The organism is Pseudomonas turukhanskensis, from assembly GCF_027922365.1.
Lineage (GTDB): Bacteria > Pseudomonadota > Gammaproteobacteria > Pseudomonadales > Pseudomonadaceae > Aquipseudomonas > Aquipseudomonas turukhanskensis.
In genome coordinates, this window is sequence record NZ_BSFN01000016.1 from 59,829 (window position 1) to 83,994 (window position 24,166).

Annotated in this window: 19 protein-coding genes and 1 other RNA gene; 7 read left to right on the forward strand and 13 right to left on the reverse strand. The window is 58.6% G+C overall.

What is annotated here, in order from left to right:
- Positions 1–6 precede the first annotated feature (6 nt).
- From PKE98_RS20705 to ssrA, 6 genes are all read right to left on the reverse strand, one after another.
- Positions 7–720, reverse strand: a complete 714-nt coding sequence (locus PKE98_RS20705; RefSeq protein ID WP_271197291.1) for a GntR family transcriptional regulator — start codon at positions 718–720, stop codon at positions 7–9.
- A gap of 77 nt (positions 721–797) precedes the next feature.
- Positions 798–1,748 carry a PDR/VanB family oxidoreductase gene (locus PKE98_RS20710; protein WP_271197292.1) on the reverse strand — a complete coding sequence of 317 codons (951 nt, stop codon included), beginning with the start codon at positions 1,746–1,748 and terminating at the stop codon, positions 798–800.
- A complete protein-coding gene (locus PKE98_RS20715; protein ID WP_271197293.1) occupies positions 1,745–2,788 on the reverse strand; it encodes a Rieske 2Fe-2S domain-containing protein in 1,044 nt (347 codons plus the stop codon). The genes PKE98_RS20710 and PKE98_RS20715 overlap by 4 nt, the downstream gene beginning before the upstream one ends.
- A 657-nt stretch (positions 2,789–3,445) precedes the next feature.
- Positions 3,446–5,314 (reverse strand): DUF2075 domain-containing protein, encoded by a 1,869-nt coding sequence (locus PKE98_RS20720; protein WP_271197294.1) that lies wholly within the window; start codon positions 5,312–5,314, stop codon positions 3,446–3,448.
- A 24-nt stretch (positions 5,315–5,338) separates the two neighbouring features.
- Positions 5,339–5,722: a nucleotide pyrophosphohydrolase gene (locus PKE98_RS20725; protein ID WP_271197295.1), complete on the reverse strand. Its 384-nt coding sequence runs from the start codon at positions 5,720–5,722 to the stop codon at positions 5,339–5,341.
- Between the two features lie 230 nt (positions 5,723–5,952).
- Positions 5,953–6,340: a transfer-messenger RNA gene (ssrA, locus tag PKE98_RS20730) on the reverse strand.
- A gap of 154 nt (positions 6,341–6,494) precedes the next feature.
- Between ssrA and PKE98_RS20735 the strand changes: the two genes are divergently transcribed.
- Complete coding sequence (locus PKE98_RS20735; protein WP_271197296.1) at positions 6,495–9,419, forward strand: ATP-binding protein; 2,925 nt, start codon at positions 6,495–6,497, stop codon at positions 9,417–9,419.
- Positions 9,420–9,485: 66 nt separating this feature from the next.
- Here the strand turns inward: PKE98_RS20735 and PKE98_RS20740 are convergent, their stop codons facing one another.
- The 4 genes from PKE98_RS20740 to PKE98_RS20755 all read right to left on the reverse strand — a co-directional run bounded on the left by PKE98_RS20740 (position 9,486) and on the right by PKE98_RS20755 (position 15,941).
- Entirely contained in the window at positions 9,486–9,782 is a 297-nt protein-coding gene (locus PKE98_RS20740) for a PA2433 domain-containing protein (RefSeq protein WP_271197297.1), read from the reverse strand.
- Between the two features lie 276 nt (positions 9,783–10,058).
- Positions 10,059–12,866: an FAD-binding and (Fe-S)-binding domain-containing protein gene (locus PKE98_RS20745; RefSeq protein ID WP_271197298.1), complete on the reverse strand. Its 2,808-nt coding sequence runs from the start codon at positions 12,864–12,866 to the stop codon at positions 10,059–10,061.
- 135 nt (positions 12,867–13,001) lie between these two features.
- On the reverse strand, positions 13,002–14,165 hold the full coding sequence (gene lldD, locus PKE98_RS20750) for an FMN-dependent L-lactate dehydrogenase LldD (RefSeq protein ID WP_271197299.1): 1,164 nt from the start codon (positions 14,163–14,165) through the stop codon (positions 13,002–13,004).
- Between the two features lie 84 nt (positions 14,166–14,249).
- Positions 14,250–15,941 carry a lactate permease LctP family transporter gene (locus tag PKE98_RS20755; protein WP_271197300.1) on the reverse strand — a complete coding sequence of 564 codons (1,692 nt, stop codon included), beginning with the start codon at positions 15,939–15,941 and terminating at the stop codon, positions 14,250–14,252.
- Positions 15,942–16,231: 290 nt separating this feature from the next.
- Between PKE98_RS20755 and PKE98_RS20760 the strand changes: the two genes are divergently transcribed.
- Positions 16,232–16,999, forward strand: coding sequence for an FCD domain-containing protein (locus PKE98_RS20760; RefSeq protein ID WP_271197301.1), 768 nt, complete (start codon positions 16,232–16,234; stop codon positions 16,997–16,999).
- 110 nt (positions 17,000–17,109) lie between these two features.
- Here PKE98_RS20760 and smpB read toward each other — a convergent pair whose 3' ends face one another.
- The gene (smpB, locus tag PKE98_RS20765; protein ID WP_108098230.1) at positions 17,110–17,592 is read right to left on the reverse strand and encodes an SsrA-binding protein SmpB; all 483 of its coding nucleotides are present in this window, start codon (positions 17,590–17,592) and stop codon (positions 17,110–17,112) included.
- 213 nt (positions 17,593–17,805) lie between these two features.
- On the opposite strand from smpB, the gene PKE98_RS20770 reads away from it, so the two are divergent.
- Complete coding sequence (locus PKE98_RS20770; protein ID WP_271197302.1) at positions 17,806–18,240, forward strand: type II toxin-antitoxin system RatA family toxin; 435 nt, start codon at positions 17,806–17,808, stop codon at positions 18,238–18,240.
- A complete protein-coding gene (locus PKE98_RS20775; protein ID WP_271197303.1) occupies positions 18,233–18,538 on the forward strand; it encodes an RnfH family protein in 306 nt (101 codons plus the stop codon). The genes PKE98_RS20770 and PKE98_RS20775 overlap by 8 nt, the downstream gene beginning before the upstream one ends.
- A 69-nt stretch (positions 18,539–18,607) precedes the next feature.
- On the opposite strand, the gene PKE98_RS20780 is transcribed toward PKE98_RS20775, so the two are convergent.
- A complete protein-coding gene (locus PKE98_RS20780; RefSeq protein ID WP_271197304.1) occupies positions 18,608–19,126 on the reverse strand; it encodes an outer membrane protein assembly factor BamE in 519 nt (172 codons plus the stop codon).
- Between the two features lie 97 nt (positions 19,127–19,223).
- On the opposite strand from PKE98_RS20780, the gene fur reads away from it, so the two are divergent.
- On the forward strand, positions 19,224–19,628 hold the full coding sequence (gene fur / locus PKE98_RS20785) for a ferric iron uptake transcriptional regulator (protein WP_122454032.1): 405 nt from the start codon (positions 19,224–19,226) through the stop codon (positions 19,626–19,628).
- A gap of 72 nt (positions 19,629–19,700) precedes the next feature.
- Here fur and recN read toward each other — a convergent pair whose 3' ends face one another.
- On the reverse strand, positions 19,701–21,377 hold the full coding sequence (recN, locus tag PKE98_RS20790; protein WP_271197305.1) for a DNA repair protein RecN: 1,677 nt from the start codon (positions 21,375–21,377) through the stop codon (positions 19,701–19,703).
- Positions 21,378–21,573: 196 nt separating this feature from the next.
- Between recN and grpE the strand changes: the two genes are divergently transcribed.
- On the forward strand, positions 21,574–22,143 hold the full coding sequence (gene grpE, locus PKE98_RS20795; RefSeq protein ID WP_271197306.1) for a nucleotide exchange factor GrpE: 570 nt from the start codon (positions 21,574–21,576) through the stop codon (positions 22,141–22,143).
- A gap of 100 nt (positions 22,144–22,243) precedes the next feature.
- Positions 22,244–24,160 carry a molecular chaperone DnaK gene (gene dnaK, locus PKE98_RS20800; protein WP_271197307.1) on the forward strand — a complete coding sequence of 639 codons (1,917 nt, stop codon included), beginning with the start codon at positions 22,244–22,246 and terminating at the stop codon, positions 24,158–24,160.
- Positions 24,161–24,166 lie beyond the last annotated feature (6 nt).

Consider the following 24,166-nt stretch of genomic DNA (forward strand, 5'->3'; position numbering starts at 1 on the left):
ACAGGTTCATTCCCTGTAGATGATCTTTAAACCAGCAGGGTCAAGTTGGGTGGGGCTGAAGATACTCGCGTAGCGCAAGGTGGCATTGGCGTGCTCGCGCATAAGCGACTCGGCCCTGGCGCCTTGCCCGTGTACCAGTGCATCGACGATGGCATGGTGTTGCATGTGGGCAAAGTTGAAGCGGCGAAACTCGCGTGTCAGGTCGTTGAGGTCAACGGCCAGCGCACTTACCGAGGCAAAGGGCAGGTGGTCGTTTCTGGCCAGTGCATCGGTAATGGCCGGGTTGTCGCTGGCTTCGATAATGAGCTGATGAAAGCGCATATTGAGGTCGTGGTAGAGGCGCAGATCATCCTCGACCACGTAGCCTTTCTCGAACAAGTGATCGCCCTGTTGCAGGCATTCATACAGCGCGTTTTTTATCGACGGAGCGAGCCCACGCTCTGCGGTGAGTCGTGCGGCCAAGCCCTCAAGCACACCGCGTACTTCCACCGCTCCGGCGATCTCATTGGCATTTACCGCCCGCACGGTAAAACCGCGGCCAGCGCTTTTTACCAGCAGGCCTTCCTGCTCCAGGGTGCGAAACGCAATACGCACCGGCGTGCGCGAGACCTGAAGCAGCTCGGCGGTGGCGATCTCACCGATGCGCTCGCCAGCGGCCAGCTCGCCAGAGGCGATCATTTTTCGTAGCGCAATAAGTACGCGCTGGCCGGGTTTGCTCATAACGTCATCCATCGTAAATCGCGCCGTAAGCGTGGGGTGGGCGAGAGTTTACGCCGTTTTCCACTGGCTTCGGCGACCTATAAATCCACGACCAAAAACGGCGTTTTGGCGCGCGAGCAACAGGGCAAAAACTGATCATTGGCGGCCTGCTCGGCCTCGGTGAGGTAGGTGTCGCGGTGGTCGGGTGTGCCCTCAATCACGCGGGTCAGGCAGGTGCCACAAAAGCCCATCTCGCAGGATATCGGGATGTCGAAGCCGTGCTCATGAAGTACGGCTACCGCGCTTTTACCTTCCGATACGGTGAGTTCCTGGCCGGTGCTGGCGATCTTCATCACAAAGCTGCCATCGCCCGCGGCGTCCACCGGCGCCGCCGCAAAATACTCCTTGTGCAGCTGCTCCTCATGCCAGCCGTTGGCGCGTGCGCTGCCCAGAATATGCTCCATAAAACCGCCCGGGCCACATACGTAGAGATGGGTACCGGCAGCTGGATTTTTTAACACCTGGTCAGCATCCAGGCGGGATCCGGCGTCGTCATCAAAATGGAAGACCACCTGCGAGGCAAACGAGGACGCTTTGAGCCGCCCGATAAATGCGGCTGAATCCTCGGAGCGGGCGCAGTAATGCAGCTCGAACGCCGCGCCGTTCTGCGCAAGATGTTCAGCCATGCACAGGATCGGCGTAATGCCGATGCCGCCTGCAAACAACAGGCTGCGTCGAGCCTCTGAGTAAAGGTTGAACAGGTTGCGCGGCGCGCTGATGTTCAGCACGTCGCCCTCGGCCACCGCTTCATGCAGGGCCACTGAACCACCCCGGGAGGCTGTGTCTTTCAACACGCCGATCACATAGCGATGCTGCTCCAGTGGGTGGTTGCACAGCGAGTATTGCCGGACCAGCCCGTTAGCCAGATGGACATCAATATGTGCGCCAGCGGTAAACGGCGGCAATGCGCCGCCGCCCGCACTCACCAACTCAAACGTGCGGATGGCGCTGGTTTCATTGCCGATGGAGGCCACCACTACTTCCATCATTGCGCCTGCCCCGCCAACTGCTCGGCGGCGAGCATCCGGTCGATCACCTTACGGGCTTGCACGCCGCCGGCGTCGATATTGAGCTTGAGCAGTTGTCGCTGAGGGTTGTCCAGCAAGTTGCGCTGCTGGCGCTCCAGCATTTCCAAGTCCTCGCTAAAGATCGTGCCCTGGCCCTCTCTGATGCTGTCCGTCAACGCCTGGTCTTGAGGGTTAAAGCTGCGCGCCATGCCCCAGAAATACCAGATCGAGGTCTCCGTCTCCGGGGTAATAAAATCGACCACGATGCTGGCGGCTTTATGTTCCGGCGCCGCGTGATAACCACCTTTCCCCGCATGGGCAACGCCCACCTCAATCAGCACGTGGCTCGGTGGCGTGAAACGGCATATCTGCCAACGGTCCACCGGCACGTCATCAGCCAGCCCATTGCCACGCAACGCCATACGCCAGAAGGGTGGGGCGGCAATGTTTTCCATATGCCGGGCCGTGGTGACGACGTCCCCCTCAACCGAAGTTACCGGCGCGACTTCGTCGATTTCCTTCTGACCAATGCTGGAGGCGTGGACATAGGTTTCGTGGGTCAGGTCCATCAGGTTATCGACCATCAATCGATAGTCGCACTGGATATGGTACAGGCCGCCGCCATACGCCCACTTGTCACTGACCGCCCACTCCAGGTGGTGAATAAGCGCCGGGTCAGCCTTAGCCTGATCGCCAGGCCACACCCAGATAAAACCGTAGCGCTCCACCGCCGCAAACGTCTTGTTGCACGAGAAACCGCGTACCCGCTGCCCCGGCATTGAAACCGTCTTGCCGTCGCCGCCCATTGCCAGCCCGTGATAACCACAGACCAGGTTGCCGTTCTCCACAAACCCCAGCGAAAGGGGCGCGCCGCGGTGCGGGCAGAAGTCCTCTACCGCCTTCACATGGCCTTCCAGGTTGCGGAAAAAGACCATCTTTTCACCGCAAACCTGGCGCCCTAACGGGCCCGTGGTTAGCTCGTCTGGTGTGCAGGCGACGTACCAGCAGTTTTTGGGAAACATAAGCGGGACACCTCATTGGGCTTTTTGTAATGGATCCAATGATGTGTCTGAATGGCGACTTAAACAATTTAATGGTTATTAGTGGATCCAATAAGTGTTCGGTAATCGGCCGAAGCGAAACTGGAAAAGCAGTGTTTCCAGCGCTGAACGGGTAACGGGGCTGGTATAGAAGGCAGCGCGCTGGGGAGCGGGAGGAGGGCGAACGAGGCTGACGGTTCTGCGTTGCACAGCGGGTGTCGGACTGATGTTCAGTTTAGGAAAGGGGATAGTTTATTTCCTCTTTTAAAGCGGTCTCTGAAATTCAAGAACAAGCCAAGCCTGACCATCGTTACCGTTTTTAACCCTGCCAAAACGGCATTTCTCCCGCCCAAAGAAAAACCCCGAAGGTTTTCACCTTCGGGGTTTTGTGTTTGGCGGTCCGGGATAATCTGAAGCAAGTCAGTATGTATTTGCCTGAAATACCAGTTGAAACGCTGCGTGGTTTGGCTTCCGATGGGCGGTGCTTTTTAAGCTCCCCGTCATTAACGAGTCGGCATCGAATCTATCAAGCAAATGGTCTTGTAAACGTTAGCCATGGCTGGTGACCAACTGCTGTCCATCGTTGCCCCTGCGCATACCCCCACTCGCGGGTACAGAGGTTGCTGGCAAACGATACCGTCAGTGACTGCTGTGTTGGTTAAGTCGACTCTCGAAGTATTGCGCAGTCTCTTTGTCGGTGCAGTACAGGTAGCAGCCCTTCATCCCGCGAGTCATCAAGGTTCGGTAAGTATTTTTGATGATCAGGTCTGTTTCTTTTTTCGCCGGGGTAGGTTGCTCCTTCATCATTTTTTTCCAGCCACGAATTGATTTATCGTGCTTGTCGCGCTTATCCGGGGATGTCATTACTTTGCCGTCACGTACGACTAGGTCTGGCCCGATGATCACTCCGATGTAATCGACTTCCAAACCTTGGCAGGTATGAATGCAGCCAACCTGCTCGATAGAGTTCTCAGCGATGATCCATAGGCTGCCATCCTGATCCAGGTTCCATTGGCGTTTGTAGCCACCAATGACGATATCAGCAGCGGTAGGGTCTTTCTTGCTCAACCAAGGCCAACAATAGCCTGCGACCACACGAGCTTTGTTTCCGTGGTTTTTGTCGTTGATTGCGTCATGCATCGCCTGAGGTGAGCCGAACACCTTAAACTCGTAGTCTTGGGTATCGAGCGTCGGATTTGCCGTGGCGCGAATGTCTAGCGCGTCATCCAGCCACGCCAGGTAACCATCAGAACCACTGCAGCGGAACTGCGAAGACAGCACGTGTTCCTCAACAACAGCACCCTTGGCTTTTGCAAAGGCGCGTATCGCCTGCTTGCTGCCGATATCGCTCAAGGTTACACGCTGGTCTTCATCAATGAAGAATATTGAGCATTTCGCTGATTCAATCAGCTCCTTGATCTGGTTTTCCCCAAGATTTCCATAAAGCCCGCTTTTCTCATTCAGCCGGTGGGCTTCGTCCACGATAAGCGCATCGAATGTGTTGGGCGCAGTGTCGATGAATGCCCCAGAGCCTGAAAAGAAATTCGAGAAATGGCTGCGTTTGATGGTGCCAACTAGTTTGCTTTCGTAGACCTTGCGTGGAGCAGCATTCTTGGAGACGTATTTGCTCATCAACTTGAGTTCAGTGAGCTTCACCAGCAGATTGATAGCCAGAACAGTTTTCCCGGTGCCCGGTCCACCTTCGATGATCATCACCTTGGGTGCTTGGTCCGAGGCCTCGCTTGCCGCCGCCAGCGCCGACTCAAAAATTGCTTTCTGATCGTCAATCAATACGAACTCGGGTTTGCCTTTCATCAACCCACCGAGGGCTTCGGCTAGCGCCTTGGAGGGGCGAATTTTTCCTTCGGATAGCTCGTAAAGAACCTCTTTGTTGTCGCCATGCCTTATATGTTTTTTCAGAAAGCTTCTGAGTTTACTGAGCTCTTCCGGGCCTTTCAGAAACAGCGGAGCCTTGCTGATGTGGGCCTCGTAGTGAGCCGAATCTATGATGCCGTCGCTGACGTAGTTATGAAGGTAGGCACACGGACGGATTTCGATGCTTTTGTCATACACCGCTTCGTTGAAGCCTTCCAACAGCGCTGCATATGACCACACCTGATAGGACGGGTGAATGGTTTCTATGAGGCCGCCACCCAATGCCGTTTTGACGATGGCATCCTTGGTTGTGGCGATGGCCTTGCTCCATTGCTTCAATTCGATCAATACGGCTTTTTTTGCCTGATTTTCGTCGCGACCGGTGAGTAGAAAGTCGATTCGCTTCGACGACTGCGGAATGTGCAATTCGATGGCCAGGCCTGCGTCGCTCGGCAGGCCTTCATCTCTAAGGACCTTGGCCATGTACGTGAGGGATCCTTGCCACGACCGGATTTCCGAGGTGCCAACGTTCTTGCCGGTAACTTCCTTGTAATGCCTGAGGATCACCTCCTCAATGTCATCGTTATCGTTGTCTTTAAGAAATTGCTGTTTGGTCGCAGCGTAAACGATCACGGGTTGTCCTTAGATTCGGGATGGTCAGAAACGGTCGTACTTTTTGCTGTTGCTTCTGGCTTTATCAACGGGATACTTCTGGCCATTCGAGGCAAATTTGTGTGTCACCGCCTCGTTGAGGTCAACGCCAAGTACGCTACTCAGTCGAACTAGGTACATCAGTACGTCCGCCAACTCGTCCTTGACGGCTTGGCCGATATCGGGATGTGTTGCGGCAGAGAGCGAGTCGGCGTCGCTCATCCATTGGAAAACCTCGCACAGCTCTCCTACCTCGCCAGTGAGAGCCAGGATGAGATTTTTAGGGGAGTGAAACTGCTGCCAGTCGCGATCATCTGCGAACTGCTGAAGGGATGCGGCAAGCTTCCCCACGTCAATCAGTGGTGCGGATGAGCTGTCTGAGTTACTCACGGGGCTATCTCTTGGGTATCAGTGGCGTGCAAAAAAAATGTGTAGGAAGTCCGGCTTTGGATTGTAAGAGTTTTCGTTGTTTGGACGAGAAAAGGGGAAAGATTTTTTTTACTACTCTGAGTTCAAAGACACGCCAAACTCAGCCATCCCCACCTTTTTCAACAATCGCCCAAGCATTTCCGCGACCCAAAGAAAAACCCCGAAGGTTTTCACCTTCGGGGTTTTGTGTTTGGTGGAGCCGGGGGGATTTGAACCCCCGTCCGCCAGTCCGCTGCTGTCGGTTCTACATGCTTAGCCGTGTCTATTGAGTTAACCCTCAGCCGCCCGACGGGCAGGGTGCTTTGGGCGAGTTGTGTAAGTTTTAGCCGGTTCGTCCACAACGTACTACGCGGCGATTCTGTTCTATATGACAATCACTTCGGGTTTACAGACATCCCCTCGTGATTGCTGGAGCCGAAGCTACCAGAAGTGCGACTAGGCTGCTTACGCAGCTAGTTGGGCACCGTAATTGTCATCATTGGCAATTATAGAGTTTTGCAACAGTGGATTTACGAGTTCTGTTACCAACTCGGCATGCCCCTCAAGTTTTGTAACCGGCGTCGAATCCTAATCGGCCCCAAAACCTACCGTGATACACGATTGGGACCGGCAGTGTACGGGAAAGGTTCAGGTGAGTCGACCTGCTTGCCGTACATCATTGGCGTGAACAGGCTATATGATTAGTCTCAAAAGCTTTCTGTAGTAACGTGCAGCTATTCCTGAGACCTGCCTTATGCCGCGTTCGCCGCGTTACCCCTTGCGCCAATGGATTTGGCGCGCGTTTGTGCAAAGTGCGCTGATTCCCCTGGTGTTGGTGGAGTCGGTGCTCATTGCCGTTTACCTGTTGACCAACACCGCCATCCGCGACACCCAGCTGGACTACCTGCAGCAGCGCGCGGCGCAGGATCTCACCGGCACGGTGCAGCGTGAGGGCGAGATTATTGGTCGGCGGCTCGAGGGGTTGGAGGCGCAGGCCAAGGTCTACCAGGCGGCCACCACTCGCGCGCTGAGTGACATGACGTACCACGCTGATGCCCTGGAGCGTTCGCGCTATTCGATAACGCCCGATGGTGTGCACTACACCCACCGCGATGACGGTCGCGCGGCTTCGTTTTATTCCAATGTCACGCCCGTGGATAAACAGGACCACGACAAAGCCCTGCGCCTGTCGCGGGTGGATGTGCTGATGCGCTGGATACGCGACGCCAACCCGCTGGTGTCGGCGTTGTATTTCAACAGTTGGGACAGCTACAACCGCATCTATCCGTTTTTCATGACCCCCGATCGCTATGCCCATGACATGGTTATTCCCGATTACAACTTCTATTACCTGGCCGACGCCAAGCACAACCCGGACCGCAAGGTGGTGTGGACCGACGTGTACCTCGACCCTGCGGGCCAGGGCTGGATGATGTCTGCGGTGGCGCCTGTGTACCGCGGCGATTTTCTCGAAGGTGTAGTGGGCCTGGATGTCACGGTGGGGCAGATGGTCAGCGAGATCGGCAATCTGCAGGTGCCGTGGCATGGCTACGCGGTGTTGGTCAGCCGTGATCAGAAGGTGATCGCGTTGCCGGCAGCCGGTGAACAGGATTTTGGCCTTAATGAGCTGACCGATTACAGCTACGCCGAAGCGGTACGCCGCGAAGTGCTCAAGCCGGACGACTTCGACCTCAAGGATCGCCACGATCTGCAACCGTTATTGCAGGCCATGAATTCCAGTGCCAGCGCGGTCAAGGAAGTGTCGTTGGGCGGCCGCAAACAGCTGGTGGCCTGGAGCGAAATTCCGCAAACCGGTTGGCGTTTGCTGGTGGTGGTGGATGAGGCCAATATTTTCCAGGCCACCAATAACCTGGCCGAGCGGTACCAACAGATTGGTTATCTGCTGATTGCCGGTTTGCTGTTTTTCTACCTGCTGTTTTTCGCCTGGATGTGGCGCCGCTCGCGCTTGCTGACGGCCAAGTTGGCTAAGCCCATGGCCGATGTGGTGGACATGATGGGCGAGCTGGGGCGCGGCAATTTCAAGCCGCAGGCCGATGATATCGAGATCGACGAACTGGCCTATATGGCGGAGTCGGCGCAGCAGACTGGTCGCCAGTTGCAGGCCAGTGAAGACGAGCGCCACAAGGCGCAAAGCCAGTTGGAGCTTGTGCTGGAAAGCACCACTGAAAGCGTCTGGGAAGTCGAGGCGCGCAGCATGACCATTACGGTGCGAGGGCGCGGGGTAAAACGCTATGGCCTGAATATCCAGTGCCTGACCTTCGCCGAGTTCAATCACCGTGTGCACCCCGATGACCTGGACCGTCTGCGTCAGCTACGTTTCGGCTTTGCCGACAGCATGGACGATACCTTTGAGGCGCAGTACCGCTTCGCCGATGCCGACGGCAATTACGTGTGGCTACTCAGCCGGGGCAAGGTGTTGGAGCGTGATTCGAACGGGCGTCCGCTGCGGGTGGCCGGCACCCATGTGGATATTTCCGGGCTCAAACAGGTGCAGGAAGATTTGCGCCGTGCCAGCCTGGAGGCCCAGGAAGCGAGCCAGGCCAAGAGCCGCTTTCTGTCGAGCATGAGCCATGAACTGCGCACGCCGTTGAACGCCATTTACGGTTTCGCTCAGCTCATCGAGTTGGATGCTCAGGAGCAACCCGGTGGTGAGCAGCAGGCCGATTACGCACGGGAAATCGTTAATGCCAGCCGGCACCTGACGGCGCTGGTGGAAGATATTCTCGATCTCTCCAGCATCGAAAGCCGGCGCCAGCAGCTGCGTTTTTCTGCGGTCGACGTTGCCGATCTGCTGCGCAGCTGTGCCGAGCTGGTGCTGCCAGAGGCGTTGCAGCGTGGCCAGCAGTTGCAGGTAATGGCCACCGAAAAGCCGGGCCTGTTTGTCTGGGCCGATGTGCGCCGGGTGCGCCAGGTTTTGCTTAACCTGTTGTCCAACGCGATCAAGTACAACAACCCTCAGGGCATGGTCAGCCTCGGCTTCGAGGTGCGGGCCACCGGTATTCGTTTGTGGGTGCAGGACACCGGGCCAGGCCTTGACAGTGAACAGCAAGCCAAGCTCTTTCAGCCGTTCCAGCGCCTGGGTTGGGAAAACTCGACCATCCCGGGTGCCGGCATCGGCCTGGTACTGAGTCGCGAGCTGGCCGAGTTGATGGATGGCGAGCTGGGGCTGCTGAGTACGCCTGGCATTGGTAGTCGGTTCTGGATTGATTTGCCCAGTGCGGCGGCGCCGGATACCAGCGTGCACGGCCAGGTTGATGTCATTGAGCAAGCCAAGGAATTGGCCGCCGTGCTCTGTGTGGAAGATCACCCGGCCTGCATGCGGGTATTGCAGGAAGGTTTGCGCGAGCTGGCCGATGTGCGGGGGGCCGCGTCCATCCAGCGCGCCTACGCAGTGCTGGAAAGTTTTACCCCGGACCTGCTGCTGCTCGATCTGGATCTGCCCGATGGCGATGGCTTGCACATTCTCGACATGATGCGCCGCACGCCGCATTTGAGTGAGGTGCCGGTGTTGGTGATCAGTGCTGCGGCCGACGACGAGGTGTTCGCCGATGCCATACGCCGAGGTGCCCAGGCTTGCCTGGCCAAGCCGATTGATCTGCAGCAGCTACGCCAAATGGCAATAAAGCTGTTGGAAGACGTGGTGGTCATCAATCAGTAGTGCGGCCGAATTTCGCCCATAAAAAAACCGGCAATGCGCCGGTTTTTTTATGGGCAAAGGCCGTGATCAGCTGCCGCTGCCTTTACCGCTGCCCTCGGTGTTCGGGGCTTCCAGGCGCTGTACTGCCGCCGAGGAGGCTTCTACACAGGCTTTGTCGTTACCGGCTGCCTTGGCGTCACTGGCTTTGGTTTGCAGTTCGGTCACTTCGGTTTTCAACGATTCGCTCAGGGTCGCCTCTTTGGTGGTGAGGGTGTCCTTGATTTTTTGCAGGTTGGCGTCGCACAGGTCGGCGGCGAAAACAGGTGATGCCATCAGGGTCGCGGACAGTAGTGCCGCTGAGTACAGCAGGGCGGTGCGCTTCATGGTGAATCTCCTTCTCGGGGCTGCAGCTCTCGTCCAGAACCCCCGAATGGGGCTCGCGGAGCCGTGAGGGGCGAGACTGTCAAAACCCGCGTAAACAAGCGGGCTTATACAGATGGACTTTCACCTAAACGAAGCGGTTCAGTGTTTTTTCCCCGAAAAAGGGTGGTGCCGCATGTAGGGCGAATAGCGCCGCAGGCGTTATCCGCCGTTTGGCTTGGTGGCAATGGAGCGTGAGCGCTGGACCGCCGGCGGATATCCGCGTTGCGGATATTCGCCCTACACGCGGGGCTGGGTTACCCGATCCACCAGATACACCAGCCCGTGATAGTCGATTCCGCCATGCTGGCTCAAGCCGATTTCACAGGTGCGACTGGTGGAAATACCCTCGTCGCAATACTGCACGGCGTCTTTCAACGTGCGCAGTGAGTGGGCATTAAGCTCCGGCGTGGTAAAGCCTTTGTCGCCGGCAAACCCACAGCAGTGAATGCCTTCGGGCACCACCACCTGTTTGCTGCACAGGCGCGCCAGGTCAATCAGCGCCTGGCTTTCGCCCAGGTGCTGAGTGCTACAGGTGACGTGTACGGCGATGGGCGCTTCCTGAGGTTCGAATGTGAGTTTGTCCACCAGATGGGTGCGGATAAACCGCACCGGGTCGTACAGGTCCAGGCGCTGTTCCCCGAGGTCTTGCACCAGCCGCAGGGTGCAGGGGCTGGTGTCGCAATAAATCGGATCGAGGCCGCCGCGACTGGCTTTCAGCAGGGCGCCGATCAGTTCCTGACGCTTGTTTTCTGCTTGTTCGTTGTAGCCCTTGGAGGCAAACGGCTGGCCGCAGCAGAGGTTATCCAGGTTGTCGGGGAACACCACTTGGTAGCCCGCTTTTTCCAGTAGCCCTTGGGTTTTACCGAGCAGCGATTGTTGCTCGCGGTCTCCCGCGGCCGGCCCCATCACTCGCGACACACAGGCTGCCAGGTAGACCACCCGTGGGCGCTGGTCTTCAACCGGCACGCTGAAGCGAATGGCGCGTTCGGGCTGCGGCATGGCGGCGTTCCATTGCGGAATGCGCTGTTGCGAAGCCTTGCTGAGCGCGGCGGATACCTTCGCCAGCCGCGGTGCGCCCAGCATCAGGCGCGCGCCGTTGGCCACGTGCAGGGTAAAGCGCGCGCCTTGCAGGGCCGCATGGAAATGGCGGCCAAGCCAACCGGCGGCTTTGCCCTGGTCGGCATGCTGGGCACGCAGTTTCTTCACCAGCTCGCCGGTGTTGATGCCTACCGGGCAGCGTTGTGCGCACAGGCCGGTCGCGGCGCAGGTGTCGATGCCCTGGTACTGGTAATCGCGCTCCAGTTCGGTGGTGTCGATGCCTGCGCGCTGTTTGGCCTGTATATCGCGCCACATCACGATGCGCTGGCGCGGGCTCAGGGTCAGGCCTTTGGACGGGCACACCGGCTCGCAAAAGCCGCACTCGATGCACTTATCCACAATCTCGTCAGCGGCCGGCAGCGGTTTCAGATTTTTCAGGTGCACCTGCGGGTCTTCGCTAAGCACCACATCTGGGTTGAGGATGCCGCGCGGGTCGAGCAGGCGCTTGAGCTGCCACATCAGCTGGTAGGCGTCACTGCCCCATTCCAGTTCCACGAAGGGCGCCATGTTGCGCCCGGTGCCGTGCTCGGCCTTCAGCGAGCCGCCAAACTCAACAGCCACTAACTGGGCCACGTCGTCCATAAACGCTGAGTAGCGCGCTATTTGCTCGGGGGTGTCGAACGCCTGGGTGAACACAAAGTGCAGGTTGCCCTCCAGCGCATGGCCAAACAGGATGGCTTCGTCGTAGCGGTGTTTGTCGAACAGGGCGATCAGGCGGTTTACGCCGATGGCCAGGTGTTCGACCGGGAACGTCACGTCTTCGATGATCACCGTGGTACCGGTTTGGCGCACGGCGCCGACCGCGGGGAAGGTGTCTTTGCGGATGGCCCACAGCTGGTTGTACACCTTGGGGTCGGTGCTGAAGTCCACCTGCTTTTCCACCGGGAAGCCGGTCAGGGCGGTCATGATCAGGCCGATCTGTTCCTGCAGTAGGGAGTCGCTGGCGGCGCGAGATTCGATCAGCAACGCGCACGCGCCTTCGGACAATTCACGTACAAAGGCAGGCATGCCGGCTTTGTTTTCCACTGAGCGCAGGCTGCGGCGGTCGAGCAGTTCCACCGCTGATACGGGCTGGCTTTTCAGCACGGTGACGGCGTTGCAGCAGCTTTCCACGTCGGTGAATACGATAAGGGCCGAGGCTTTGTATGGGTGGTCGACCACGGTGTCGTACGTGACCGCGCTGATAAAGCCCAGGGTGCCTTCGGAGCCCACCAGCAGATGGGTGAGAATATCCAGTGGCTGGTCGTAGTCGACCAACGCGTTGAGCGACAAGCCGGTGGTGTTTTTCAGTCGGTATTTGTGGCGGATCTTGGTCGCCAGTTCGCTATTGGCGCGGGTAGTACGACCGAGTTCGGCCAGTTGCTCCAGCAGAGTGCCATGGCTGGTTTGAAAGGCCGCGACGCTGGCCGGGTCTTCGCTGTCCAGGCGCGTGCCATCGGCTAACACCAGGCGCAGGCCGGCGAGGGTGTGGTAGGTGTTTTGGGCCGTGCCGCAGCACATGCCGCTGGCATTGTTGGCGACGATACCGCCGATTTTGCAGGCGTTGATCGACGCCGGGTCCGGGCCGATCTTGCGCCCGTATGGCGCAAGCCACGCATTGGCCTGGGCACCGATAACGCCAGGTTGCAGGCGAATCTGCCCGCCGTTCTGACGAATCTCGCGGCCATTCCAGTTATCGCCCAGCACAATCAGCACCGAGTCGCTGATCGCCTGGCCGGAGAGGCTGGTGCCGGCCGCGCGAAAGGTCACCGGCACCTGTTCGGCGTGGGCCAGTTTCAGCAACTGCACCACTTCCTCTTCGCTTTCCACCCGTACCACCAGCTTGGGAATCAGCCGATAAAAACTGGCGTCGGTGCCGAAGGCCAAGGTGGACAGCGGATCATCGAAACGCCGCTCGCGTGGGATCAATTGTTCAGCGGCGGCGAGGAAGGCGGCGGGCAGGCTCATGAGTTCTCCGGGGGCGAGCGTTCAACGTAGGGCGAATATCCCAAAGGGATATCCGCCGCTGCGGTCGTGCAAGGCAATACGTGGCATGACGTTTTACAGCGTGGTATCGGCGGATATCGCTTTGCGATATTCGCCCTACAGGTGTTCAAACTCCGACTTTCCGAGTTCACGTACCAAGGAGTCAGCGCTGATATCGGCAATGGTCTTGGCGCCGGTTAGCACCATGGCCACCCGCATTTCCTTTTCGATCAACTCCAGCAGGTTAGTCACGCCCGCGCCGCCGGCAGCCGCCAGTGCATAAATAAACGCCCGGCCGAGCATTACGGTGTCGGCGCCCAGGGCGAGCATGCGCACTACATCCAACCCGTTGCGAATACCGGAGTCGGCCAGAATCGCCAGTTCACCTTTTACCGCATCGGCAATGGCCGGCATGGCGCGGGCGCTGGAGAGCACACCGTCGAGCTGACGGCCGCCATGGTTGGAGACCACGATGCCATCGGCGCCGAATTTCACCGCGTCCTTGGCATCCTCAGGGTCGAGAATGCCTTTGATCACCATGGGGCCTTCCCAGAAATCGCGGATCCACTCCAGGTCTTTCCAGGAAATCGACGGGTCGAAGTTGGCGCTCAGCCAGCCGATGTAGTCGGCCAAGCCGGTTGGGTTGCCCCGGTAGGCGGAGATATTGCCCAGGTCGTGGGGGCGGCCAAGCAAGCCAACGTCCCAGGCCCAACTGGGGTGGGTCATGGCTTGCAGCATGCGGCGCATGCCGGCGTTGGCGCCGCTCATACCCGAATGAGCGTCGCGGTAGCGGGCGCCGGGCACGGGCATGTCCACGGTAAATACCAGGGTGGTGACGCCAGCGGCCTTGGCGCGCTCCAGGGCGTTTTTCATAAAGCCGCGGTCTTTGAGCACGTAGAGCTGGAACCACATGGGCCGGTCGATGGCCGGCGCCACTTCTTCAATCGGGCAGACCGATACGGTGGACAACGTGAACGGAATGCCTTTGCCAGCCGCCGCCTTGGCCGCCTGCACTTCGCCACGGCGGGCGTACATGCCGGTGAGGCCGACTGGCGATAAGGCCACGGGCATGGCCAGGGTTTCGTTGAACAGGCGGGTTTCCAGGCTCAGCTCGGACATATTGCGCAGCACGCGCTGACGCAGGGCGATGCTGGCCAGGTCTTCGACGTTGCGGCGCAGGGTGTACTCGGCATAGGCGCCGCCGTCGATGTAGTGAAACAGGAACGGCGGCAGCTTGCGTTGTGCGGCGATGCGGTAGTCGGAGGAGGCAGAAATGATCATCAGGTCGTCCCGTAGCTAGAAAGACGCGAGGCGCGTTCAAGTGAGCCCCGGCAAGGCGCGTGCGCCGCCGGGGCCAGCGGGTGGTCAGTGCACCAGCATGCCGGTGAGCCAGTAGGCTTGCGCCAGGGTGATCAGGCCGACAAAGGCGGCGAAGATCAGGCTGTGCTTGAGGGTGAAGCGGAACAGGTCCGACTCCTTGCCCACCAGGCCGGTCGCGGCGCAGGCCACGGCGATGGATTGTGGCGAGATCATCTTGCCGGTCACGCCGCCGCTGGTATTGGCGGCCACCAGCAGGGTGTCGTTAACCCCGATCTGGTGCGCCGTGGTGGCTTGCAGCGAACTGAACAGCGCGTTGGACGATGTATCCGAGCCGGTGAGGAATACGCCCAGCCAGCCGAGGAACGGCGAGAAGAACGGGAATGCCGCACCAGTGCCGGCCAACACCAAGGCCATGGTGGAAGACATGCCCGAGTAGTTGGTGACGAAGGCAAAGGCCAGCACCATGCCGATAGACAGAATGGGCCAGCGCAGCTCGAACAACGTTTCTTTAAAAGTGGTCAGACCAGTTTTAACGCTGACCTTCAGAATCAACATCGAGATCAGCGCGGCAAAGAAAATCGCTGTGCCGGTGGCCGAGATGGGGTCGAGTTTGAAGATCGCCGGAATAGCCGTTGGCGCGGTCACGATGGGCGCCGTTTTGATCACTAATTGATCAAGGTGCGGAATCGCAAAGTTGAACACGGTGCTGTACATCGCACCGCCGGCGGCGAACATGGCCTTGAAGGGCTTGAGCGTCCAGATGGTCACCAGCACGGTAAGGATCAGGAACGGCGACCAGGCTTTGAAGATTTCGCCCAGGGTATAAGGCGAGGCCGTGGTGGTGCGCGGCTGGCCGAAACCACCGGCACTGGCCACGGCGCTACCACCGGTGGCGCCGGCGATTTGCGCATTGGCGCTGCGGCGCGGCTGCCAGACTTTCAGGAACAGGGTGAGTGACACCAGGCTGACCAGCGCCGAGGTGATGTCCGGCAGTTCCGGGCCAATGAAGTTGGAGGTGAAGTACTGAGTAATGGCAAAGGACAAACCGGCCACCAGCGCGGCAGGCCAGGTTTCCTTGATGCCACGCCAGCCGTCCATCATCGCCACCAGCCAGAACGGCACAATCACCGAAAGCAGCGGCAGCTGGCGGCCCGCCATGGCGCCGATTTTGAAGGCGTCGATGCCGGTCACTTGGCCGGCGACGATGATTGGAATGCCCAGGGCACCGAAGGCAACCGGCGCGGTGTTGGCGATCAGGCACAGGCCAGCGGCATACAGTGGGTTAAAGCCCAAGCCCACCAGCAATGCGGCGGTGATAGCCACCGGCGCACCGAAACCGGCGGCCCCTTCAAGGAACGCGCCGAAGGCGAAGCCAATCAGCAGCACCTGCAAGCGTTGGTCATCGGTAACCGACAGCACCGAGCTGCGGATAATTTCGAACTGCCCGCTTTTTACCGTCAGCTTGTACAGGAACACCGCCGCGACAATGATCCAGGCGATGGGCCACAAGCCGTACAGGAAGCCATAACCGGCGGCCGCGAAGGCCATGTCGGCGGGCATCTGGAAGGCGGCGATGGCGATGATGATCGACAGTGCCAGGGTAATGCTGCCGGCCACGTGGCCTTTAAGGCGAAACACGGCCAGGGCAAGGAAAAAGAAAACGATAGGAACGACGGCCGCGAGGGCGGACAGCCCAAGGCTGCCCAGGGGCGTGTATAGCTGTTGCCAGGTTTGCATCGTGGGTTGGCTCCCTGATTATTGTTGGGTGTGCCTGGAGATTGAGACACTTCGGGCAGGCGCTTGTGGCGTTAACCGGGTGCTCAACTTGTTTGTCGGGTAAATTGGTATTACCAATTTACAAATTAGACGGCTCAGGGTAAAAGCCCTACATGAAGTCTGTCAATTTCCTGCTCTACTACTTTCGTCGTGAGCGTTGGTTGTCAGACGTATCTTGTTGTCATGTGGCTGTTGTCGTTAGGCTGCCGCGCGGTTGCCGCGCAGGGCCTTTGAGGCGAGTGGAGAAGGGCATGGGGTTCGGTCATATACAGCAGCGCCGTTTGTCGGACGATATCGTCGAGCAACTGGAGCGCATGATTCTTGAAGGCACGTTGAAGGCTGGCGAGCGCCTGCCCGCCGAACGTGCGTTTGCGGAGCAGTTCGGGGTTTCCCGACCTTCGCTGCGTGAGGCGATTCAAAAACTGGCGGCCAAGGGGTTGTTGGTGAGCCGGCAGGGCGGCGGCAACTATGTAGCCGAATCGCTGGGTTCGACCTTTAGCGATCCACTGCTGCACCTATTGGAAAGTAATCCCGAGGCGCAGCGCGACTTGTTGGAGTTCCGCCACACGCTGGAAGGCTCCTGTGCCTTCTATGCCGCGCAGCGCGCCACCGAGCTGGATCACCAGCGCCTGCGCGAGGCGTTCGAGGCCCTGCAGACCTGTTATGCCAGTGAAGGCAAAGTCGGCCGCGCCGAGGAGGGTGCTGCCGATGCGCGCTTTCACCTGGCCATTGCCGAAGCCAGTCACAACGCCGTGCTGCTACATACCATCCGTGGCTTGTTCGACCTGCTCAAGCGCAATGTGGTGACCAACATTGGCGGCATGTACGCCCTGCGCGGCGAGACCCGCAACATGCTGATGCAGCAGCACAGCGAGCTGTATCACGCCATTGTCGAAGGGCGTGCGGAGCAGGCGCGGGAAATCTCCAATCGCCATATTCATTACGTGCAGGAAGTCTTGGCCGAAGGGCTGCAGGAAGCACAGCGTGTGGCGCGGGCGGAGAGGCGTCAGGGGATTTAGAAACGCGTAGGAGCGAGTTTGCCCGCGAAGCTTTTGACCTGTGGTCTGCGCTTGGCAGGCGATCGCTTTCGCGACCAAGCTCGCTCCTACAAGTGGGATTGGGCTCGACGTTAGTCGTCTTTGCCCTTGGTGCGCACCGCGCGCTGCAGCTCGCGATCGGAATCACGTTCACGCTCGGTATGGCGTTTGTCGTATTCCTTCTTGCCTTTACCCAGACCGATTTCGATCTTGATCAGGTGGGCTTTCCAATAGATGGACAGCGCCACGCAGGCAAAGCCTTTCTGCTGCACCGAGCTGGTGATTTTCTCGATTTCGCGTTTGTTCAACAGCAGCTTGCGCGTGCGTACCGGGTCGGCGATCACGTGGGTGCTGGCGGTAGTCAGCGGCGCGATGTGGGCTCCGATTAACCAGGCCTCATCATTTTTCAGCAGCACATAGCTGTCGACCAGCTGTGCTTTGCCGGCGCGCAGGCTTTTGACTTCCCAGCCAGCGAGCACCATACCTGCTTCGAATTTATGTTCGATGAAGTAGTCGTGACGGGCTTTCTTGTTTTGGGCAATGGTGCCCTCGGGGTGTTTTTTTTGCTTGGCCATAGGCGGCGCATTATAGGCAGTAGTCCGGCCGCTGGCGACAGTTTACGCAGCCGCTACGCTATGGCTGTTTTCGCTTGCTTATTAACGGCCGCCGCCTTGAGGGGCGCAGTGGGCATGGCGGAGAATGCGCGCCTCTACGTTTGGCGCGCTGACCTTTGTAGTGTTCCGGTATTCTTGTCGTGTTTGCCGCGCAGTTATTCAAGTGAGATTCGCATGACCACCCATATTCAACGCTCCGCTTTGTTGCCTTATCCAGCGAAGGCCCTGTATGACCTGGTCAACGATGTGGCGAACTATCCGGCGTTTTTGCCCTGGTGTGCTTCCACGACGGTGATTGAGCACACCGACACCCTGATGCGTGCCAGCCTGCAAGTGGCCAAGGGCGGCATCAGTCAGCAGTTCGTGACGCGTAATACTCTGGTGCCGGGGCAAAGCATCGAGATGAATCTGGAGGAGGGGCCGTTCACCGAGTTGCACGGGGTCTGGCAATTCAAGGCCCTGACCGACAAGGCCTGCAAGATCAGCTTGGACTTGTCCTTTGAATACTCTGGGCAGTTAGTGCGCGCGACCTTGGGGCCGCTGTTCAATCAGGCCGCCAATACGCTGGTGGATGCATTTTGTCAGCGGGCCAAGCAGCTGTATGGCTGAGGCATTGATTGAGGTCGAAGTGGTTTACGCCCAGGCCGATGTGCAGCGCCTGGTGACGGTGCAGGTGCCGGTGGGCACTACGGCGCGACAGGTTGTCGAGCTTAGTGACCTGGGGTCGGAGTTTCCCGACTTGGATGTGCAGGCCTGCCCGCTGGGCATTTTCGGCAAGGCACTGGCCGATCCGCAGGCGCGTGTGCTGGAGGCTGGGGATAGGGTGGAGATTTACCGCCCCTTGATTGCCGATCCGAAAGAAGTACGCAAGCAACGAGCGGCGAAGGCCGCGGCCAAGCGCCAGTAAATCCTTCAAGTTCCATAGGCAAAAAAGCCCGGATATGTCCGGGCTTTTTTATGTCGCCAATGCAGCGAGTTACTGCGGCGAGGTTTCCAGCGGCGTAGGCGTTGGAACCGGTACGGTCTCGACGTCGACGTCTTTCTGGATTTTTTCCAGCAGCGAGCCGGGTTTGGCGGGCTCTTCGGGCTTGGCTTTTTCTTCTGCTTTTGGCTCGGCGGCTGGTGTTTCGTCCGGGCCAAGAATTTCCTGGTCGCGGCTCACGCCCGGCATAAAGTCGCCGGAAAGGCCCGCCAGTTGGTCGTTGGCGTCGAAGATGATGCTCACACGCTCTTGCAAACGCTGACGGCCACCCGGCTGAATGCTGTACAGGTAATCCCAGCGATTGGCGTGGAAGGTGTCGGAGATCATGGGGTTGCCCATGATAAACCGCACTTGGCGTCGGGTCATTCCGGGCTTCAACTGGTCTATCATGTCCTGCGTCACGACATTGCCCTGCTGGATGTCGATTTTATAAACCCCGGGGAATGAACAGCCGGCGAGTGCGAGTAAGCCCACAAAGGTGAGGCTAGTCAGCAAGAGCTTGGTGTTTTGCATCGGTGGGAGACTTCCACTATCTTGGCTGGGCAATTTGGCCACCGATCATACCTGCATTGAAGGAAGCTGCGAAGCAGCAACCACGAGAAAGCTGACCATGGTAGAAAATAGCGAACTACGTAAAGCTGGCCTGAAAGTGACCCTGCCACGGGTCAAGATTCTGCAGATGCTCGATTCTGCAGAGCAGCGCCATATGAGTGCGGAAGATGTGTACAAGGCACTGATGGAGGCTGGCGAAGATGTGGGTTTGGCCACGGTCTACCGTGTTCTGACTCAATTCGAAGCTGCAGGTCTCGTGGTGCGTCATAACTTCGATGGCGGCCATGCCGTGTTCGAGCTGGCAGATGGCGGCCATCACGACCATATGGTCTGTGTCGATTCTGGTGAGGTGATCGAATTTTTCGACGCCGAGATCGAGAAACGTCAGAAGGAAATCGTGCGTGAGCACGGTTTTGAGTTGGTCGATCACAATCTGGTTTTGTACGTACGCAAGAAGCGTTAATCGCTTATAGCTGCGCATAGAAAGCGCCGCATCCTTAATAAAGGGTGCGGCGTTTTTTATTTTCCAGAGTTTCTAAGCACTTGCAGCGCTATTGACCATTTTGCGTGCGTGGGCCAAGGATTCCTTAGTCAGATCCACACCGCCCAGCATGCGCGCTACTTCTTCTATGCGCCCGGCGCTGTTCAGTGTGGCCACGGCGGTGTGCGTTTCACCATCGCCCCGAGCCTTGTGCACGAACAAGTGTTGATGCCCCTGCGCCGCCACTTGCGGCAAGTGGGTCACCGTCAGTACCTGGCCGCGCTCGCCTAGGCGGCGTAGGAGCTGGCCGACCACTTCAGCTGTAGGGCCGCCGATACCGACGTCCACTTCGTCGAAGACCAGGGTCGGCACCCGCGAGGTTTGTGCGGTGATCACCTGAATGGCCAGGCTGATGCGTGACAGCTCACCACCGGATGCCACCTTGGCCAGCGCTTTGATGGGCTGGCCGGGGTTGGCGCTGACCAGAAACTCCACCTGCTCCAGACCCTGCGGATGCGGGTCGCTGCTGCTGGTTGGGTGCAGCTCAATGCTGAATCGTCCGCCCGGCATGCCCAGGCGCTGCATTTCCACCTCGACGGCACCGGCCAGATTTCCTGCTGCGCCGTGGCGCAACGTACTCAGTTCCTGAGCCTTATCTTGGTAGTGGCGCGCAAACGCCGTCAGTTCTTCTGCCAGGCGTTCGGTGGCCTGGTCATCGGCATTGAGGCTTTCCAGCTCATCGAACAGCTGTTGCTGCATGGCCGCCAGTTCACTCGGCAGAATGCGGTGTTTGCGCGCCAGGGTGTAGATGCTGTCCAGGCGCTCTTCCAGCAGTTGCAGGCGTTCGGGGTCGGCATCGAAGTGATCAAGGAAGCGGTTGAGCTCGCCCATGGCTTCTTCAACCTGGATTTGCGCGCTGGCCAACAGATTGACCGCTTCGCCCAGGGCGCCAGGTTGGCTGCGGAAATTGCTCAGGCGGCCGACGCTGCTGGTGAGTGCCGATAGCACGTTACCGCCGTCGTTTTCGCTGCATTGCTCGATAACCAAACGGCATGCGCTGAGCAAGCCTTCGGCGTTGGTCAGGGTTTTATGTTCCTGCTCGAGCTGCTCCAGTTCGTTCTCGCCCAGGCCCAGGTTATCCAGTTCTTCTAGCTGATAACTGAGCAACTGGTGGCGAGCGCGCTGCTCGTCGCCCGCGCTGGAGAGACGCTCCAACTCATTGCGGGTTTGCTTCCAGCGTTGCGCGGCCAACTGCACCTGGCGCGCCAGGTCCTGGCTGCCGGCGTATTCGTCCAGTAGGCGGCGGTGGGTTTCCGGCTTGAGCAGCGATTGGTGTTCATGTTGGTTGTGGATGTCGATCAGCAGTTCGCCAATGGCTTTCAAGTCGCCCTGGGGGCACGGCGAGCCATTGATGTAGCCGCGCGAGCGACCTTCGGCGGTGATGACGCGGCGCAGGATGCAGGGGCCGTCGTTATCCAGGTCGCGTTCGGCGAGCCAGGCTTTGGCTTCGGGGATGTCGGCAAGATCGAAGCTGGCGAGGATGTCCGCCTTGTCGGCGCCGGGGCGCACCACGCCGCTGTCGGCGCGGTCGCCCAGGGTCAGGCCTAGCGCATCGAGCATGATCGATTTGCCGGCGCCGGTTTCGCCGGTGATTACGCTCATTCCGCCATTCAGCTCGAGGTCGAGGTGCTCGACGATGGCGTAGTTATGTACGGAAAGATGTACCAGCATGGCAGAGGCTCCGGGCGCAAAGTCTGGTTATTTATACAGTGTTTGTTTTGCGCCTGACAATCCTCCTTTGCTCTTGAATCGTTAGATTGTGACCCCATATAAGCGGCACAAGCGTGAGTTAAGGCTCGCGAACCGGATAGTCAGCGCTCTTAAATGCTTTAGCTGAGCTCGCGAGCGATATAAACAGGAGGACCCTATGGCCGACGAACAGACCCAGAATTCCCAGCATCCCGATATCGAAACCGCTGGCGAGACCACCGCAGGTGAAGACCTTGCTCTGCGCGTGCAAACGCTGGAAGAGCAACTGGCGGCTGCCCAGGATCAAGCACTGCGCGTAGCGGCTGATATGCAGAACGTGCGTCGCCGCGCCGAGCAGGATATTGAAAAGGCGCACAAGTTCGCCCTGGAAAAATTCGCCAACGACCTCCTGCCTGTAGTCGACAGCCTGGAGCGCGGCCTGGAGCTGTCCAACCCCAACGACGAGGCCATCAAGCCTGTGCGTGAAGGGCTGGAGCTGACCCTCAAGCTATTCCAGGACACCCTCAAGCGTTACAACCTCGAAGCCATCGACCCGCACGGCGCGCCGTTCAATGCCGAGCACCACCAGGCCATGGCGATGCAGGAAAGCACCAGTGTCGAGCCCAACAGTGTGCTCAAGGTGTTCCAGAAAGGTTACCTGCTCAATGGCCGTTTGCTGCGCCCCGCGATGGTGGTGGTGAGCAAGGCGCCAGCCGAGCCGCAACCTTCTATTGATGAGCAGGCTTGAAATTCGCCGTAAGGCCCCCATCTATCAGTCAAGCGTTTAAGTGCTACCGCAGTTAGCCACCACTGCTGCGGCAACCAAATTCAGTTTCAGGAGAGCAAACATGGGCAGAATCATCGGTATCGACCTGGGGACTACTAACTCCTGCGTCTCGATCCTCGAAAACGGCAGCGTCAAGGTGCTGGAAAACGCCGAAGGCGCGCGTACCACTCCGTCGATCATTGCTTACACCAACGATGGCGAAATTCTCGTCGGTCAGTCGGCCAAGCGTCAGGCAGTCACCAACCCGCACAACACCCTGTATGCGGTGAAGCGTCTGATCGGTCGTCGTTTTGAAGAAAACGTCGTACAGAAAGACATCCAGATGGTGCCGTACAAAATTGTCAAAGCTGACAACGGCGACGCCTGGGTGGAAGTGAAGGGCCAGAAAATGGCACCGCCACAAATTTCTGCCGAAGTGCTGAAAAAGATGAAGAAAACCGCCGAAGATTACCTCGGCGAGCCAGTTACTGAAGCGGTAATCACCGTTCCGGCCTACTTCAACGATAGCCAGCGTCAGGCGACCAAAGACGCCGGCCGTATCGCAGGTCTGGAAGTCAAGCGCATCATTAACGAACCCACCGCAGCCGCTCTGGCTTACGGTATGGACAAGGCCAAGGGCGATCACACTGTGATCGTTTATGACCTGGGTGGCGGTACCTTCGATATCTCGGTTATTGAAATTGCCGAAGTCGATGGCGAGCACCAGTTCGAAGTGTTGGCCACCAACGGCGACACTTTCCTGGGTGGTGAAGACTTCGACATCCGTCTCATCGACTACCTCGTTGACGAGTTCAAGAAAGAAAGTGGCATCAACCTTAAGGGCGATCCGCTGGCCATGCAGCGTCTGAAAGAAGCCGCTGAAAAAGCCAAGATCGAGCTGTCGTCCAGCACTCAGACCGATGTCAACCTGCCTTACATTACGGCAGATGCCAGCGGTCCGAAGCACCTGAACGTGAAAATCTCCCGCTCCAAGCTGGAGTCGCTGGTTGAAGATCTGGTGCAGCGCACCATCGAGCCTTGCCGTATCGCGCTGAAAGACGCCGGTATCGACATTGGCGCGATCAACGACGTGATTCTGGTCGGTGGTCAGACCCGCATGCCGCTGGTGCAGAAGGCCGTGACCGAGTTCTTCGGCAAGGAAGCACGTAAAGACGTGAACCCGGACGAAGCGGTTGCCATGGGCGCTGCCATTCAGGGCGCGGTACTGGCGGGTGACGTGAAAGACGTGCTGCTGCTGGACGTGAGCCCGTTGACCCTGGGTATCGAGACCATGGGCGGCGTGATGACTGCGCTGATCGAGAAAAACACCACGATTCCTACCAAGAAATCGCAAGTGTTCTCGACCGCTGACGACAACCAGGGCGCTGTGACCATTCACGTGCTGCAGGGCGAGCGCAAGCAAGCCGCGCAGAACAAGTCGCTGGGCAAGTTCGACCTGGCCGAGATTCCGCCAGCGCCGCGCGGCGTGCCGCAAATCGAAGTAACCTTCGATATCGACGCCAACGGTATCCTGCACGTGTCGGCCAAAGACAAGGCTACCGGCAAGCAGCAGTCGATCGTGATCAAGGCCAACTCGGGCCTGTCCGAGGAAGAAATCGAGCAAATGGTGCGTGACGCCGAGGCCAACGCCGAGGAAGACCGCAAGTTCGAAGAGCTGGCCGCTGCACGCAACCAGGGCGATGCGCTCGTTCACGCCACTCGCAAAATGATCACCGAAGCAGGCGACAAAGCCACTGCGGACGAGAAAGCAGTCATCGAGAAAGCGTTGGGTGAACTGGAAGCGGCCGTAAAAGGCGACAGCAAGGAAACCATCGACGCTAAAGTAGCCGCTCTCTCTGAAGCGACCGCTCCACTGGCGCAGAAAATGTATGCCGAACAGCCTCAGGCTGGTGAAGCTGCACCTGGCCAGGATGAGCCGAAAGGCGGTGCCGACGACGTCGTCGATGCCGAGTTCGAAGAGGTTAAAGAAAACAAGTAAGCGTCC